Source organism: Alcanivorax xiamenensis (genome assembly GCF_009846745.1).
GTDB classification, from domain to species: domain Bacteria; phylum Pseudomonadota; class Gammaproteobacteria; order Pseudomonadales; family Alcanivoracaceae; genus Alloalcanivorax; species Alloalcanivorax xiamenensis.
In genome coordinates this window covers 149,903-165,277 of sequence record NZ_AQPF01000002.1, presented here as the reverse complement: position 1 = coordinate 165,277, position 15,375 = coordinate 149,903, and the positions used below count along the sequence as shown (strand labels likewise).

The window sequence follows — 15,375 nt, the reverse complement described above, 5'->3', positions numbered from 1 at the left end:
CGGTTCCCGTGACGGTTTGATTAAGGAACCTCTGAAAAACACTCCGTCATCCCGGGGTAGAGAGTTCCATGGCTTAAGACCATGGAACTCTCTACCCCGGGACTTCCCTCTACAGGGTGCATGGCTTCGTGGAGGGAGATGCCGGATCGAGTCCGGCATGACGTTTTTCAGCGGTTCCCTAGCCGTTCAGCTTTTGTTGCAGCAGTTGGTTCAGTTGCTGCGGATTGGCCTTGCCCTGGGTGGCCTTCATCGCCTGGCCGACAAAGAAACCAATCTTTTTCTTCCGTTTGGCGTCATCGGAGCCGCGATAGTCCTCTACCTGAGCCGGGTGGTTGGCGATGATGTCGTCGACGATCTTTTCCAGCTCGCCAGTGTCGCTCATCTGCTTGAGACCTTTGCTCTCGATGATTTGATCCGGGCTGCCCTCGCCGGCCCAGCAGGCGTCGAAGACCTGTTTGGCGATCTTGGAACTGATGGTGCCGTCCTTGATGCGCAGGATCAACTCGCCGAGATGTTCGGCGCTCACCGGGCTTCGCGCGATACCGATATCGTCGGCGTTGAGGCGCGCGGTCAGTTCGCCCATGACCCAGTTGGCCGCCAGCTTGGCGTCGCTGCCCTGTTTGGCCGCCGCTTCGAAGTAGGCGGCGGTGGCGAGGTCGGCGGAGAGCAGGTCGGCGTCGTACTCGGACAGAGCATAGGCCTCAACGAAGCGCGCCTTGCGGGCGTCCGGCAGCTCCGGCAGCGCATCGCGCAGTTCGTTGATTTCCTCTTCGCTGACCAGTACCGGCAGCAAGTCGGGGCAGGGGAAGTAGCGGTAATCGTTGGCGTCTTCCTTGCTGCGCATGGCGCGGGCGGTGTTGGTGTCGCCGTTGTACAGGCGGGTTTCCTGTACCACTTCGCCGCCGTCCTCAAGCACATCGATCTGCCGTTCCACTTCCAGCTTGATGGCTTTTTCCATGAACCGGAACGAGTTCAGGTTCTTGGTTTCGGTGCGCGTGCCCAACGGCTCACCCGGGCGACGCACGGAGATGTTCACATCAAAGCGCATGTTGCCCTGGGACATATCACCGTCGCTGATGCCCAGGGAGGTGACGATGGCATGCAGCTTGCGGGCGAAGGCCACGGCCTCTTCCGCGTTGCTCATGTCCGGTTCGGAGACGATTTCGATCAGCGGCGTGCCGGCCCGGTTCAGGTCGATGCCGGTCATGGCCCGTCCCATGTCGTCGGAGAACGCTTCATGCAGGGATTTGCCGGCGTCTTCCTCCAGGTGAGCGTGGTGGATGCGCACGCTCTTGCGAGTACCGTCCTCCAGTTGCAGCTCGACCACGCCAGCGCCGACGATGGGCTCGGCCAGTTGGGTGGTCTGATAGCCCTTGGGCAAATCCGGGTAAAAATAATTCTTCCGCTCGAACACGGAACGGCGGCCGATTTCCGCATCGATAGCCAGACCGAAACGGATTGCGTGACGGATGGCTTCACGGTTAACCACCGGCAGAGTGCCGGGCATGGCCAGATCAATCAGACTGGCGTTGCTGTTCGGTTCGTCGCCGGTGCGGGTGCTGCTGGCGGAGAACAGTTTGGAGGCGGTGGCCAGTTGCACGTGCACTTCCAGGCCGATAACGGTTTCCCAACTCATGCGAACGCTCCCGGAATCCGTTGATGCCAGTCGGTGGCCAGTTGATAACGATGGGCCACGTTGAGGATGCGGCCCTCCTGGAAGTAGTTACCGATAACCTGAGTGCCCACCGGCAAGCCGTTAACGAAACCGCTGGGCATGGACAGCGCCGGCAGTCCCGCCAGGTTGACGGCGATGGTGAAGACGTCGGCCATGTACATGTTGATCGGGTCATCCACCTTGGCGCCGATCTTGAACGCGGTTTCCGGGCTGGTCGGCCCCATGATCACGTCCACCTCGGCGAAGGCACGGGCGAAATCGTCACGGATCAGGCGGCGGACCTGCTGGGCGCGGCGGTAATAGGCGTCGTAGTAGCCGGCGGACAGGGCGTAAGTGCCGACCAGAATGCGGCGTTTGACCTCCTCACCAAAGCCTTCGGAACGGGAACGTTTGTACAGATCCAGCAGATCCACCGGATCATCGCAGCGGTGGCCGTAGCGCACGCCATCAAAGCGGGACAGGTTGGAACTGGCCTCCGCCGGCGCGATCACGTAGTAGGCCGGCACCGACAGGTTGATACTCGGCAGCGATAGCGGCACCAGCTTAGCGCCTTGCTTTTCCAGCTCACGCAGCGCGTCGCGGCTGCTGTCGGCGATGGCGCCATCCAGGGTGTCCGGGAAAAATTCTTCCGGAACGCCGATCCTGAGACCCTCCAGATTCTGGTTCAGGTCGCTGAGATAGTCGCCCACCGGCTCGTCCAGGCTGGTGGAATCCTTGTCGTCGTGGCCGGCCATGGCGGCCAGCATCAGCGCGCAGTCGGCGGCGCTCAGCCCCATGGGGCCGGCCTGATCGAGGCTGGAGGCGAAAGCGATCATGCCCCAGCGCGATACCCGGCCATAAGTGGGTTTCAGGCCGGTGACGCCGTTCAGTGCCGCCGGCTGGCGGATGGAACCGCCGGTGTCGGTGCCGGTGGCGGCCGGAGCCAGGCGCGCGGCCAGAGTGGCGGCGGCGCCGCCGGAGGAACCGCCGGGCACCCGCTCCTGGTCCCAGGGGTTCTTCACCGGGCCATAAAAGCTGGTTTCGTTGGAGGAGCCCATGGCGAACTCGTCCATATTGGTCTTGCCCAGCATCACCGCGCCTTGCGCCGCCATCTTTTCCACCACGGTGGCGGTGTAGGGGGCGATGAAGTTGTCCAGCATGCGTGAACCGCAACTGGTGCGGACGCCTTCGGTACAGAAGATGTCCTTGTGGGCCACGGGCAGGCCGGTAAGCAGGCCGCCCTCGCCCCGGGCGAGGGTGGCGTCGGCGGCATCGGCCTGGGCCAGGGCCTGCTCCTCGGTAACGGTGATCAGGCTGTTGATCTCGCCGTCGAATTGCCGGATGCGGCGCAGAAAGTGCTCGGTCAGCTCGCGGGAGGAGAATTCCCGGGCGGCCAGGCCGGCTCTGAGTTCGGTCAGGGTCTTGGTATGCATGGCGTCTTATTCAATGACTCGGGGGACCAGGAAACAGCCCGCTTCGGTGGCCGGGGCGATGGGCATGACCCGTTCACGCACGTCCGGTTCGGTAACTTGGTCGTCGCGTAGCGGCTGACTCACATCCAGGGGATGGGCCAGGGGCGCTACGCCGTCCACATCGGCCTGCTGCAACTGGTCCACCATGGCGAGAATATCGTTGAGCCGTTCGCTCAACGCCGCGGTCTCGTTGTCGTCCACTTGCAGACACGCCAGGTGGGCGACTTGAGCGACCACCTTGGAATCAATAGCCATGGTTCTCTCCGTAGTTCTCTCCGCAAGAATCGGCACGCCCCGTGACGTCAGTACGCCGTGGCGTCGGCACGGGATCGGAAATCGGCTTCAGGAAGGCGCAAAAAGTACCACAGACCGGCCTCCGGGAGCCACTGAACCGGCATCGGAGATGGGCAAATCCGGGCGCTTCCCCGGGGGATTATGAAGGATCGCTTCCCGGTACGGGAAAAAGAGAGGCTCCGGGAGCGTTGCCGCTGCTCCGCCGGCCTTGCCGGATGGGCCCGCCGTTGCTAGAGTTGCGCCATCTTGCCGTCGCCTGTGAAAACGGGATCAGGACGGCGCCTTCCTCTCGACGAGACTTCAGGAAACTGGCCAGGATGTCCGTTATCAAACGTATTCGGGGGATGTTTTCCACCGATCTTTCCATTGATTTGGGGACCGCCAACACGCTGATCTATGTGCGTGGTCGGGGTATTGTCCTCGATGAGCCCTCGGTGGTGGCGATCCGCCATCACGGTGCCCAAAAGAGCGTGGCCGCGGTTGGCGCCGACGCAAAACGGATGTTGGGTCGTACTCCCGGCAACATTACCGCTATTCGTCCGATGAAGGACGGGGTGATCGCCGATTTCGACGTCACCGAGAAAATGCTCCAGTACTTTATCAAGAAGGTACATGACACCGGCTTTTTCCCGCCGGCGCCCCGGGTACTGGTGTGTGTGCCTTGCAAATCCACGCAAGTGGAACGCCGGGCAATCCAGGATTCCGCCTATGGCGCCGGGGCCCGCGACGTGTTCCTGATCGAAGAGCCGATGGCCGCCGCCATCGGTGCCGGCCTGCCGGTGGAAGAAGCGCGTGGTTCCATGGTGGTGGATATCGGCGGGGGCACCACCGAAATCGCTCTTATCTCCCTGAATGGTGTGGTTTATTCCGAGTCCGTGCGTATTGGCGGTGACCGCTTCGACGAAGCCATCGTCGCCTACGTGCGCAAGGAATACGGGTCCCTGATCGGCGAATCCACCGCGGAACGCATCAAGCACGAAATCGGCACCGCCTACCCCGGTGGCGAAGTGCTGGAAATTGACGTTCGCGGGCGCAATCTGGCGGAAGGGGTGCCGCGACAGTTCACCCTCAACTCCGAGGAAATCCTGGAAGCGCTCAAGGAACCGCTGGCCGCCATCGTCAATGTGGTGCGCAATGCCCTGGAGGCGTCGCCTCCTGAACTGGCTTCCGATATCGCTGAACGGGGCCTGGTGATCACCGGCGGCGGTGCGCTGCTGCGTGACATTGACCGGCTGCTGAGCGAGGAAACCGGCCTTCCGGTGATCATCGCCGACGATCCGCTGACCTGCGTGGCGCGTGGCGGCGGCAAGGCCCTGGAAATGATGGATACCCACGGGCTTGATATGCTGGCCATGGGTTAATCGACCGGCGCCGCCAAGGCGCCAGTGTCCTGGTAACCGACGGCCATGTCATCCTCCAATCCCACTTACCGTCTTCTCATCGCGCTGGTCCTCGCCGTGGTGCTGATGGTGCTCGACCAGCGCACCCCCTGGGCGCAGCCGATCCGTTATGTGTTCGGCTACCTCACCGCGCCGGCTCAGTATCTGGCCCACTTGCCAGTGGACACCGCCCGTTTTGTTTCGCGCCAGACCCAGAGCCGCGGTGAGTTGCTGGAAGATCAGGAACGTCTCAACCGCCAGGTGCTGATCCTGGAACAGCGGGTGCAGAAGCTGGCGGTGCTGGAGGCGGAAAACACCCGCTTGCGTGAGCTGCTGAACTCCTCGGCGAGCCTGGAAGGATCGGTGCTGGTGGCGGAGATCATCGGTCTGGATCCGGACCCCAACCGCCAGGAGATCGTGATCAACAAGGGGGCTCGCGAGGGCGTGCGCCGAGGTCAGGGCGTGCTGGAGGCCCAGGGCCTGATCGGCCAGGTGGTGGAAGTGGGGCCGCTGGCTTCCCGGGTGCTGCTGATCACCGACGCCAGCCACGCCATGAGTGTGCAGGTCAACCGCAACGGGGTGCGCGCGATTCTGGCTGGTACCGGCCAGGGTAACACCCTGCGCCTGCTGTACGTGCCGGATACCGCCGACGTGCAGCAGGGAGACCTGTTGGTGAGTACCGGCCTGGGCCAGCTCTATCCCCGTGGCTACCCGGTGGCCGAGGTGGTCAGTGTGGATCACCGGTCCGGCGCCGCCTTCGCCGATATCGTGGCCCGACCCAAGGCGCAGATCGATCGTGCCAGTCACGTGCTGCTGGTGGAATCCGAATCGGTGGAGTCCGCCGCCGTCGATGAGGGCGAAACAGGGCAAGCGTCGCCGGATGTGACGGAGGAGGACGGCCAATGAGCAAGGAAAAACCGGCTGGCACCGGCGTGATTCTGGTGACGTTGTTCCTTGCCGGTCTGCTGGAAGTGGTGCCGCTGCCCGAGGACCTCAACTGGTTGCGTCCGGACTGGCTGCTGCTGGTGCTGATGTACTGGGTGCTGGCGTTGCCGCATCGGGTTGGTGTGCTGTGGGGCTTCGTGGTCGGTTTGTATCATGACGTGCTGGTGGGGACCACGCTGGGACAATGGGCACTGGCCTATAGCCTGGGGGCTTACTTCATGCTGGCCGCCTACAAACGCATGCGTGTTTTTCCGGCATTGCAGCAAACCGCGGTGGTGTTCCTGTTGGTCGGTTCCTCGAATCTGCTAGCCTATCTGGTGCAGGAATCCGTGGGGCGCACTTACTATCCTCCCTATACGATCCTTTACGGCACGCTGGCCAGCGCGGTGCTATGGCGCCCGGTTGTGGCGGCGCTGCGTTGGGTGCAATTGCGTTTTCTGGTGCGCTGAAAGCGGTTGAGGTTCCGGACCCTGTCCGGGACCTCATGAAAACGGCACTCTGACCGATCAGACCGATGGCGGAACGACATGACGGACGTTGTTTTACCTCAGCGGGGGACGCCGCTGTTTCTCGCTTCCGGTTCACCCCGGCGGGCCGAACTTTTGACCCAGGTGGGCGCGGGCTTCACCCGCCTGCCGGCTCCTGGCGTGGATGAAACGCCTTTGTCTGGGGAATCCCCCGAGCAATACGTGATCCGCCTGGCCCGCGCCAAGGCCGCCGCCGGTGAGGGTCAGCGGCCCTCTCCCGGCGCCGTCCTGGGAGCGGATACCGCGGTGGTGTTGGAGGGGCGCATTCTTGGCAAGCCGGTGGACGATGAGGATGCCCTGGCCATGATCGATGCCCTGTGCGCTCGGGAACACCGGGTGCTCAGCGGGGTCTGCGTCTTGTATCAGCAGGAGACACGCACAGCCATGTCGACGACCCGGGTAAGGTTCCGGGCACTCACCGCGGCCCAGCGGCGTGCCTATGTGGCTTGTGGAGAAGGCCGGGACAAGGCCGGCGCTTATGGCATACAAGGCCTGGGCGCCGCTCTGGTGGCGTCCCTGGCCGGCAGTTACAGTGGGGTGGTGGGGCTGCCCCTGGAGCAGACCCTTCCTCTGCTGGAATGGGCAGGGGTTCCCTACGGTATCTTCGTGCCCGCTGAATAGGGTGCGCAGGTGGGTGACGAGGCCAAGGTGAGCAGAAAAAACGACAGGCACGGACATGCCTTCTGGCGCGACCGGTTATGGTGGCTGGTGGCCATCCCATTGGTATTGCTGGCGGTGTACGTGGTCGCCATGCGGCAGTTCATGGCGGTACTGCCGGAATACCGGGCACAACTGGAAACGCTGGTGGCGGAGCGCTTCGGCACCGACATCGAGATTGACCGGCTCGAAGGCGAGATGGAGGGGCTGTCGCCGCGCATCCGCCTGTCCGGGCTGAGTCTGCCCACGGTGGAGGGTGACTCCCCGCTGACCCTGGGTCGGGTGGAAGTCAGCGTTCGGGTCCTGGCTTCGCTACTGACCCGTGAACCCCGCCTCAACGAACTGCGTGTCGAAGGCGTGGATCTGCATCTGGTTCGCGACGAGCAGGGGCGGATTCACCTGCGCGGCCTGGAGGCGTTTGAGGGTGGCGAGCCGCAATGGGATCGCTGGCTGTCCTTGCTCTATCACCAATACCGTATCGTCATTGACGACGCCCGCTTCTCCCTGGAATGGCCGGATTTGCCGCCGCTGGCGTCGTCCTTGCGGTTGGCGCTGGTGAATCACGGCGACCAGCATCGTCTGGCGGTGAAGCTGGAAGCCCGCGACCGGCCGTTTTCCGTGGACGGACGGCTGCGTCTGGACGGCAACCCGTTGCGCTGGGAGCAGGTGAATGCCGGTGCCTATGTGTCACTGGATGGAGAGCGACTGGAAGAGTGGCTGCCGGATACCCGTGAATGGCCGCTGGACCTGGAGAACCTGAAGGGCAGGACACAACTGTGGCTGGATGTCAGGGACGGCCGCCCCGCCAGCGGTAGCGCCCGCCTGACGGCGCCACGGGTGGTGCTCACAGATGGGGAAACGCCCTGGGCGATCAGTGACCTGAATCTGGACGCGCGCTTCCGTTATGACCCGGAAAAGGGCGGGGAGGTGGTGCTGTCCAATGTGCGGGGGCAAACGCCGGCCGGCGATCTGGCCCCGGGGCCTCTGGCGGCGTCCTGGCACGAGCCCGGAGAGGGCCAGGCGCTGTTGTGGGCGGCCCGGGGCGAGCGGCTGCGTTTACAGGCGTTGGCCCGGCAACTGGCGCAATGGCCATTCGCGTGGCCGGCATCGATCTCGCCGATTCAGCAGAAGCTCGAGGTATTTCAACCCCACGGCCAGTTACGGAGCCTGTATCTGACCGGCGAGGGGGCGGACTGGCGTTCGCTCCAGGCCCGTTTCAGTGATCTGGCGGTTCAGCCGGAGGGCAAGCTGCCGGGTGTCTCGGGCCTCAACGGTTGGCTGGCGGCCACGCCGGAGGGTGGGCTGGCGGACTTGCGGGGAGAGACGCTTGCCCTGATGCTGCCGGAATTCTACGACCATGCCCTGGAAGCGGCTTTTACCGGCGCGGTGCGCTGGTCGCTGGACGGTCAGTCCTGGACGCTGGATAGCGGCGCGATACGTGCCCGCAATCCGGATGCCCGGGGCGTGGCCATGGCCCGGGTGCGGGGCGGGGCGGAGCAAATCCCGGAGTTGCGTCTGCTGGCGGATCTATTCGATGGGGACGGTGCGCGCGCCAGTCATTATATACCGCTCAGGCGCCTGCCCGACGGTCTTGGTGACTGGCTGGGCCAGGCGTTCCAGGGCGGCCATCTGGATCATGGGCAGTTCCTTTATCAGGGGCCGGTGAAAATCGATCGCGAACGCCAACAGGACCGCACCTTCCAAATGCGCTATCAGGCTCACGATGTGGCTCTGTCATTCCTGCCTGACTGGCCGGTGGCCACCGCCGCGGACGCGGAAGTGCTGGTGGACGGGCGGCGCCTCGTGGCCACCGCCGGCAGCGGTACTCTGCTCGACAGCCAGATCAGCCAGGTCGCGGTGGATATTCCCGAGCAGGGCGGTCAACTGGTGGTGCAGGGCAAGGTCAGCGGGCCGGCCGCGGATGTGGATCGCATTTTTCATGACACGCCGCTGGCCGGAACCCTGCCGAAGGAACTACTGGATTGGCGTTTCCGTGAGGGCCGGATGCAAGGGCATCTGCTGCTGGATGTGCCGCTCGGAAAAGGCAAAGGGCGGCAGGTAACGGTGGTCGCGGATGGCAGTGCGAGTGGCGTCACCGTGGCCAATGAGGCGCGCCGGCTGACCCTGACCGGGGTGGCCTCGCCGGTGCATTTTCACAGCCGCAATGGCTTGAATCTGCCGGACCTCAAGGGAGAAGGGTTGGGGGGGCGCTTCACTGGCGCCTGGACCACCCGTGATGCCGACAGCCGTCTGGTATTGAGTGGCGGGGTACCGGCGTCGCGGTTACGACAATGGCTCGGATTCGACTGGCTCTCTCCGGTATCCGGAACCGTGCCGGTGGATATCACCATGAGCATGCCCTGGCGCGGGCGGAGTTTCCACCTGGAGGCGTCGTCGTCGTTGCAGGGGGTGGCCGTGAACGCACCGGCGCCGTTGGGTAAATCGGCGGATAGCCGCCGCCGGCTATGGCTGAGTCTGGATCCGGACCGGCAGGACCTGCGCCTGGAATACGCCGGTGTTGGTCGAGGGCGGGTCCGCATCGGTGATCCGGTGGCCGGCGTGATCCGGCTGGGCGAGGGGGATCTGCCCAACATGCCATCCAGGGGGCTGACGTTTCTCGGGCATGTGGACAGGGCGGACGCCAATGCCTGGATGGCGTTCATCGGTGGCCTCTCGGGTAATGGCTCCGGCGGTGATCAGAATGCTCTGGTCAACCGGGCGGTGTTCAATGTGGGCGAGTTGACGTTGGCGGGGCAGCGCTTCCAGCGGGTACGTTTTTCCGCCATGCCGGCGGGTTCCGGCTGGGAACTGGGGTTACTGGGGGATCAGGTGGCGGCATCGCTGCAGGTTCCCGGCGGCTTTCAGGCGCGCGGGCAGAGACCGCTGCTGCTGACGGTGTCCCGTCTGTACCTTCCCGAGGGCGCCGCCGGTGGAAGTGAGGGTGGCACGGACAAGGCCCCGATTGTTCCTTCCGTGCTGCCACCGCTGGACGCCACGATCAGCGATTTGCGGCTGGGGGATCAGCAACTGGGCGAATGGAGCGGCAACCTGCGCCCGGTGGACGGCGGCGTGCACATCAGCGGTTTGCGCGGCGGTTGGCGCCGTATCAGCCTGGACGGTGCCCTGACCTGGACCGGCGATGACCGTACTCAGCACACGCGCTTCCAGGGTGCGTTGGCTTCAGAGGACCTGGGTAAGGCGTTGTCCGCCTGGGGGCTGCCGCCACTGGTGGAGAGTAAGGACGCCCGCGCTTCGCTGAACCTGTCCTGGAACGGCTGGCCGTTGGCTCCGCCGCTGCTGGGGCTGCAAGGCCAGGTGAACCTCGATATCGGTGAATGCCGGATCCCGGACACCGATTCGCGCACCTCTATTTTGCGTGTGCTGGGTATTCTGAATATCGGTACGCTGCAGCGCCGTCTGCGGCTGGATTTCTCCGACCTCTATAAAAAGGGCCTCAGCTGCGACGCCCTGACGGGCGACTTCCAGTTCCAGGGGGCCCGGGTTACAACCCAGAATTTGCATATCGATTCTCCATCAGCCGCGTTTCAGGTATCCGGTCAGGTGAACCTGGCTGAGCAGACGTTGAACAACCGGGTCGCCATGACCTTGCCTATTTCCAGCAATCTGTATGCCGGTTGCCTGGCCGGTCCGGCGGTTTGTGCCGGGGTTTTCGTGGTGGAGCGGCTATGGGGTGATAAGCTGGACAAGACCACCACCATGGAATACCAGGTCTCGGGGCCGTGGAAGGAACCCCGGGTGACGGAAGCGGAGTGAGGTGATGAGCGACCTGATCACCGTGGCCGCGGTGCAGATGAACAGCGGCAAGGTGTTGGCGGACAACCTGCGTGAAGCGGAAGCCGGCCTGGAGCGGGCCGCCGCGGGCGGCGCCCGGCTGGCGCTGCTGCCGGAAAACTTCGCTGGTTATGGCGTGGATTACCGTGAACTGGCGGCACGATATGATGACCTGCTGGCGTGGCTGGCGGATCAGGCGCGGCGGTATCAATTGTATCTGGTGGCCGGCAGTCTACCGGCGCGTTACCGCCCGGACGGCAGTGAAGTGCCGGCACCGCGGGTGCGCACCCGCAGCGTGTTGCTGGATCCGGAGGGCGAGGTGCTCGCCGGTTACGACAAGCTGCACCTTTTCGATGTGGATGTGCAGGACAGCCAGGGACGGTATCGGGAGTCGGCGGTATTCGAGCCCGGCGATGCCGTGGTCACCGCGCCAGCGGCCGGTCTGACCCTGGGCATGGCGATCTGTTACGACCTGCGCTTCCCGCTTCTGGCCCGTGCCCTGGTGGCACGCGGCGCCGAATTATTGATTTACCCCAGTGCGTTCACCGCCACCACCGGTGCCGCGCACTGGGAATTGCTGATGCGCGCTTGCGCGGTGCAAAACGGTTGCTACGTGCTGGGCGCTAATCAATGCGGACAACACAGCGAGAAACGGGCGAGTTTTGGTCATTCCATGCTGGTGGACCCATGGGGTAGGGTGGTCGCCCAGGCTGGCGGCGAGCCTTCGGTGGTTCTCGGTGACGTGGACCGCGCGACCCTTACGCAGGTGCGTTCCGCGTTGCCGGTGCACCAGCATCAACGATTCACAGTGGACAGTTTCTATGATCTCCGATGAGCGCTTTACTCTGGCGGCGGATATTCTGCTGACGCCGGCGGAGCTGGCCCCGGACCAGTTGCAGACCCTGTTGGGCGGCAAGCTGGCCGGACAGGCGGATTACGCCGACATCTACTTTCAGCACAGCCGTCATGAGGCTTGGGTGCTGGAGGACGGGCTGGTACGCGACGCCAGTTTCAACCTGGAGCGTGGTGCTGGCGTGCGTATCGTCAGTGGCGATAAAACCGGCTTCGCCTATAGCGACGACATTTCCCTGGATACTCTGACCCAGGCGGGCAACGCCGCCGCCGCGATAGGACGCCAAGGCAGCAGCAAGGCGGTGCGTGTGCAAGGCGGCCGGGCCATGCCTGAACGTTACGCACCGCTGGATCCGTTGCCGGTATGGAGCAGTGAACGCAAGGTGGCGGTATTGCAGGAGATGGATCGGCTGGCGCGGTCGCTGGACCCGGCGGTGAAGGAAGTCACGGTCAGTCTCAGCGGTGTTCAGGATGTGATTCTGGTGGCCGCCACCGATGGCACCCTGGCTGCCGATGTCCGGCCGCTGGTACGTTTCAATATTTCCGTGATTGCCGAGCGCAACGGCCGGCGCGAACGGGGCAGCGCCGGCGGCGGTGGCCGGGTGTCCTACCAATGGCTGGAACAGGACGGTCGTATGGCGTCCTGGACTCGTGACGCGGTACGGCAGGCGCTGGTCAATTTGGAAGCGGCGCCGGCGCCGGCTGGCGCCATGCCGGTGGTGCTGGGTCCTGGCTGGCCCGGAGTGTTGCTGCACGAGGCGGTGGGGCACGGTTTGGAAGGGGATTTCAACCGTAAGGGAACGTCCATGTTCGCCAGCCAAATGGGACAAAAAGTGGCGTCGGATCTGTGTACGGTGGTGGATGATGGTACTTTGCCGGATCGCCGCGGCTCGCTCACCGTGGACGACGAAGGCACGCCCAGCGGCTATAACGTACTGATCGAGAAAGGGGTGCTCACCGGCTACATGCAGGATAAAACCAACGCCCGTCTGATGGGTGTGGCGCCCACCGGCAACGGCCGCCGGGAATCCTACGCTCATCTGCCGATGCCGCGCATGACCAACACCTATATGCTGCCGGGTGAATCCGATCCCGAGGAAATACTGGCCAGCCTGGACCGCGGCATTTACGCGGTGAACTTCGGCGGCGGTCAGGTGGACATCACTTCCGGCCGGTTTGTGTTCTCCACCAGCGAGGCGTACCTGGTGGAAAAAGGAAAAATCGTTTGCCCGGTGAAGGGGGCCACGTTGATTGGCAGTGGCGCGGAGGTCATGAGCCGGATTTCCATGGTGGGCAACGATCTGGCTCTGGACACGGGCATCGGCGTTTGTGGCAAGGAGGGCCAGTCGGTGCCGGTGGGCGTGGGGCAGCCGACCTTGCGGGTGGACTCCCTGACGGTCGGCGGGACCGCCTGAGAGAAAAAACGAGGGGGAAGCCCGTCCGGGCTGGTGGAGTTGTATTGCAGGGAGGACGGGAATGCGGAGCATTCCGTTGTCGCAATTGCTGTCTCATATGCGGCTGTTCGATGGTCTGGAAGCCGAAGAACTGGCCGTGGTGGAAAAACTGGTGTTCGTGAATCGGGTCAAGGCGGGGGAAACCGCCTGCCGGGAAGGAGATCACAGCGACTTTGTCTGCTTCGTCGCCAGCGGTCATCTCGACATCATCAAGCATCACGCGGAGCAGGGCGAGGTGGTCATCGCACGGCTCAAGCCCGGTGATTCGCTGGGTGAGATGGCCCTGGTGGATCAACAACCCCGCTCCGCCACCGTGCGGGCGGTGGAGAACGCCGCTTTGGTGGTGCTGACCCGCAAAGGGTTTGAACAACTGCGCCGCCGCCGCCCCCGGGCGGCGGCGGTGGTCATGGAGAACATCGCCTTGGTGCTGTGCACTCATCTGCGTCAGACCTCGTCCCGGCTGGCGCGCTTCATGCCGCCATTGGGTTAGGAGCGTGCTGAATACCCTGCAGGCGCGGCGTTTGCCGTTACCGTTGTTTCTCATCGCCCTGTTGCTGATCGCGCTGAATCTGCGCGTGGGCATCGTCGTGATCGGGCCCCTGGCCAATGGCATGGGGGAAGACCTGGCGCTCAGTGGTGGTGCTTTGGGACTACTGACCACGTTGCCGTTGCTGTGCTTTGGCGTGCTGTCGATCTTCTCGCCTCGTTTCGCCGAGCGCTGGGGGCTGGAGACGGTGCTGCTGACCGCGCTGTGGCTGCTGTTCCTGGGGTTGGTGTTGCGGCTGTTCGGCAGCTACTTCTGGCTGCTGGCGGGCACGGTGTTACTGGGTGCCGCCATCGCGGTGATGAATGTGCTGATTCCGAGCCTGGTGCGCGGCCGGTTTCCCCACAAAGTGGCGGCGCTGACCGCGCTCTATTCGGTCACCATGACTCTGGGGGCGGCTTCCGCCGCTGGCATGGCGGTGCCGATACGGGATGCCTTCGGCGGCGACTGGCGTTATCCATTGGCGGGCTGCGCTCTGGTGGCCCTGGCCGGTGGTATCGGCTGGTGCTTCATGCTGCCATACCGGACTCCCGCCGCATCCGGCAAAGCGCCGTCATTGGGATTGTGGCGCAATCCCCGCGCCTGGGTGTTCAGTGTCTTCTTCGGTTTGCAAAGCCTGTTGTATTACAGCCTCACCGCGTGGCTGGCGACGGTGTTCGTCGATGCCGGCATGAGCGAGGCCCGGGCGGGGGAACTGCTGACGCTGTTCAATCTGTCCGGCATGCCCGCCAATTTTTGCGCGCCGCTGTTTTTTGCCCGGATGCCTAACCGGCGTCTGGCCATGATGTTATTACACGTGCCGCTGCTGATCAGTGTCCCGGCGTTGATGATCGCGCCAACCAGCCAGCCGGTACTGTGGGTGGTGCTGCTCGGCCTCGGGCAAGGTTCGATGATCAGTACCGGTTTGACGCTGATTGCCCTGCGTGGCGCGGATGCCCGGGCCGCTGCTGGCCTTTCGGGATTGTGCCAGTCCGTCGGCTATCTGCTGGCGGCCCTGGGGCCGGTGACCCTGGGACTGCTTCATGATGCCGCCGGTAACTGGCGAATACCGCTGGCGCTGTTGTCGGCCTTGCTGCTGGTGCAGTTTATTGCCGGTGTGCTGTCCGCTGACGGCGATCCGATCGGCTAGCGTTGGCCTCAACCGTTCGCTGCCAAGGCAGCTTCCCACAAAAGTAGCTACGCAGCCGCTGTGGGAAGCTGCCTTGGCAGCGAATCAGTGTAGCCAATCAATACAAAGGCGCGTTTCTTTCCAGATCGTTGAGCACGCCGAGAAAGCGCTTGCGCTCGCGCTTGAAGCGTTCACGTTGCTCCTGTTCAGCGGCGCCGGGATCGTCCAGGCGAGCCTTGATCAGATTGCGCGCCTGATTACGCAGGGCCTGACGATCCGCCTGCGGATAGAACTCAAGAATTTGCTGAATCACAGGCTCCACTTCCTTGGCTGAAGCGGCGGTCACGATCCGTTCGGTCCACTGCTGCAGGCGCTGCTGGCGTAACGGATCCTTGAGCGCGGCCAGGGCGGAGAGAATGGCATCGGTTTCGGCATCGCGAATCAAACGTCCGACGTACAGGGCGTGGCGGCGTTGAGCGTCGGCATTGGTGATGCGGCGGGCTTCTTCCAGCGCCCGCCGCAATGGATCGTTGAGCGGCAGCCGCGCCTGTTGCGCCGGTTTCAACGCCATGATGTCCAGCCCGGTCTGCTGCAGGTCCGTCATTTCCTGTTTGAGCTGCGTTTTGCTGGGAGGTAAGGGCTCGTTATACTCGGTCATTGTTTATGGGAGCCGGTCCGCCACGACACGAACGCTCCG

General features: G+C 63.9%; 13 protein-coding genes. 9 read left to right on the top strand and 4 right to left on the bottom strand.

Annotated elements, in window-relative coordinates; translation table 11 throughout:
- Nucleotides 1-178 precede the first annotated feature (178 nt).
- The 3 genes from gatB to gatC are packed head-to-tail and all read right to left on the bottom strand — an operon-like array spanning nt 179 to nt 3,381.
- Nucleotides 179-1,636, bottom strand: coding sequence for an Asp-tRNA(Asn)/Glu-tRNA(Gln) amidotransferase subunit GatB (gatB, locus tag A6D6_RS02305; RefSeq protein ID WP_159659800.1), 1,458 nt, complete (start codon nt 1,634-1,636; stop codon nt 179-181).
- Nucleotides 1,633-3,087, bottom strand: a complete 1,455-nt coding sequence (gene gatA / locus A6D6_RS02300; protein ID WP_133492420.1) for an Asp-tRNA(Asn)/Glu-tRNA(Gln) amidotransferase subunit GatA — start codon at nt 3,085-3,087, stop codon at nt 1,633-1,635. The genes gatB and gatA overlap by 4 nt, the downstream gene beginning before the upstream one ends.
- Nucleotides 3,088-3,093: 6 nt before the next feature.
- On the bottom strand, nt 3,094-3,381 hold the full coding sequence (gene gatC / locus A6D6_RS02295) for an Asp-tRNA(Asn)/Glu-tRNA(Gln) amidotransferase subunit GatC (protein WP_133492421.1): 288 nt from the start codon (nt 3,379-3,381) through the stop codon (nt 3,094-3,096).
- 356 nt (nt 3,382-3,737) lie between these two features.
- Here gatC and A6D6_RS02290 point away from each other — a divergent pair, with 356 nt between their 5' ends.
- The 9 genes from A6D6_RS02290 (at nt 3,738) to A6D6_RS02250 (ending at nt 14,699) form a co-directional block, all read left to right on the top strand.
- Entirely contained in the window at nt 3,738-4,781 is a 1,044-nt protein-coding gene (locus tag A6D6_RS02290) for a rod shape-determining protein (RefSeq protein ID WP_014995922.1), read from the top strand.
- 45 nt (nt 4,782-4,826) lie between these two features.
- Nucleotides 4,827-5,705 carry a rod shape-determining protein MreC gene (gene mreC / locus A6D6_RS02285; RefSeq protein WP_133492422.1) on the top strand — a complete coding sequence of 293 codons (879 nt, stop codon included), beginning with the start codon at nt 4,827-4,829 and terminating at the stop codon, nt 5,703-5,705.
- The gene (mreD, locus tag A6D6_RS02280; protein WP_133492423.1) at nt 5,702-6,193 is read left to right on the top strand and encodes a rod shape-determining protein MreD; all 492 of its coding nucleotides are present in this window, start codon (nt 5,702-5,704) and stop codon (nt 6,191-6,193) included. The genes mreC and mreD overlap by 4 nt, the downstream gene beginning before the upstream one ends.
- 78 nt (nt 6,194-6,271) lie before the next feature.
- The gene (locus A6D6_RS02275) at nt 6,272-6,892 is read left to right on the top strand and encodes a Maf family protein (protein WP_159659799.1); all 621 of its coding nucleotides are present in this window, start codon (nt 6,272-6,274) and stop codon (nt 6,890-6,892) included.
- Nucleotides 6,893-6,919: 27 nt separating this feature from the next.
- Nucleotides 6,920-10,702 carry a YhdP family protein gene (locus A6D6_RS02270; protein WP_159659798.1) on the top strand — a complete coding sequence of 1,261 codons (3,783 nt, stop codon included), beginning with the start codon at nt 6,920-6,922 and terminating at the stop codon, nt 10,700-10,702.
- A 4-nt stretch (nt 10,703-10,706) separates the two neighbouring features.
- Entirely contained in the window at nt 10,707-11,555 is an 849-nt protein-coding gene (locus A6D6_RS02265) for a carbon-nitrogen hydrolase family protein (protein ID WP_159659797.1), read from the top strand.
- Complete coding sequence (gene tldD, locus A6D6_RS02260; RefSeq protein ID WP_159659796.1) at nt 11,542-12,987, top strand: metalloprotease TldD; 1,446 nt, start codon at nt 11,542-11,544, stop codon at nt 12,985-12,987. Before A6D6_RS02265 ends, tldD begins: the two co-directional genes overlap by 14 nt.
- 61 nt (nt 12,988-13,048) lie before the next feature.
- The gene (locus A6D6_RS02255; RefSeq protein WP_201303683.1) at nt 13,049-13,516 is read left to right on the top strand and encodes a cyclic nucleotide-binding domain-containing protein; all 468 of its coding nucleotides are present in this window, start codon (nt 13,049-13,051) and stop codon (nt 13,514-13,516) included.
- A 4-nt stretch (nt 13,517-13,520) separates the two neighbouring features.
- Nucleotides 13,521-14,699, top strand: a complete 1,179-nt coding sequence (locus A6D6_RS02250; protein ID WP_159659795.1) for an MFS transporter — start codon at nt 13,521-13,523, stop codon at nt 14,697-14,699.
- A 97-nt stretch (nt 14,700-14,796) separates the two neighbouring features.
- Here the strand turns inward: A6D6_RS02250 and yjgA are convergent, their stop codons facing one another.
- On the bottom strand, nt 14,797-15,336 hold the full coding sequence (gene yjgA / locus A6D6_RS02245) for a ribosome biogenesis factor YjgA (RefSeq protein ID WP_133492429.1): 540 nt from the start codon (nt 15,334-15,336) through the stop codon (nt 14,797-14,799).
- Nucleotides 15,337-15,375: the final 39 nt, after the last annotated feature.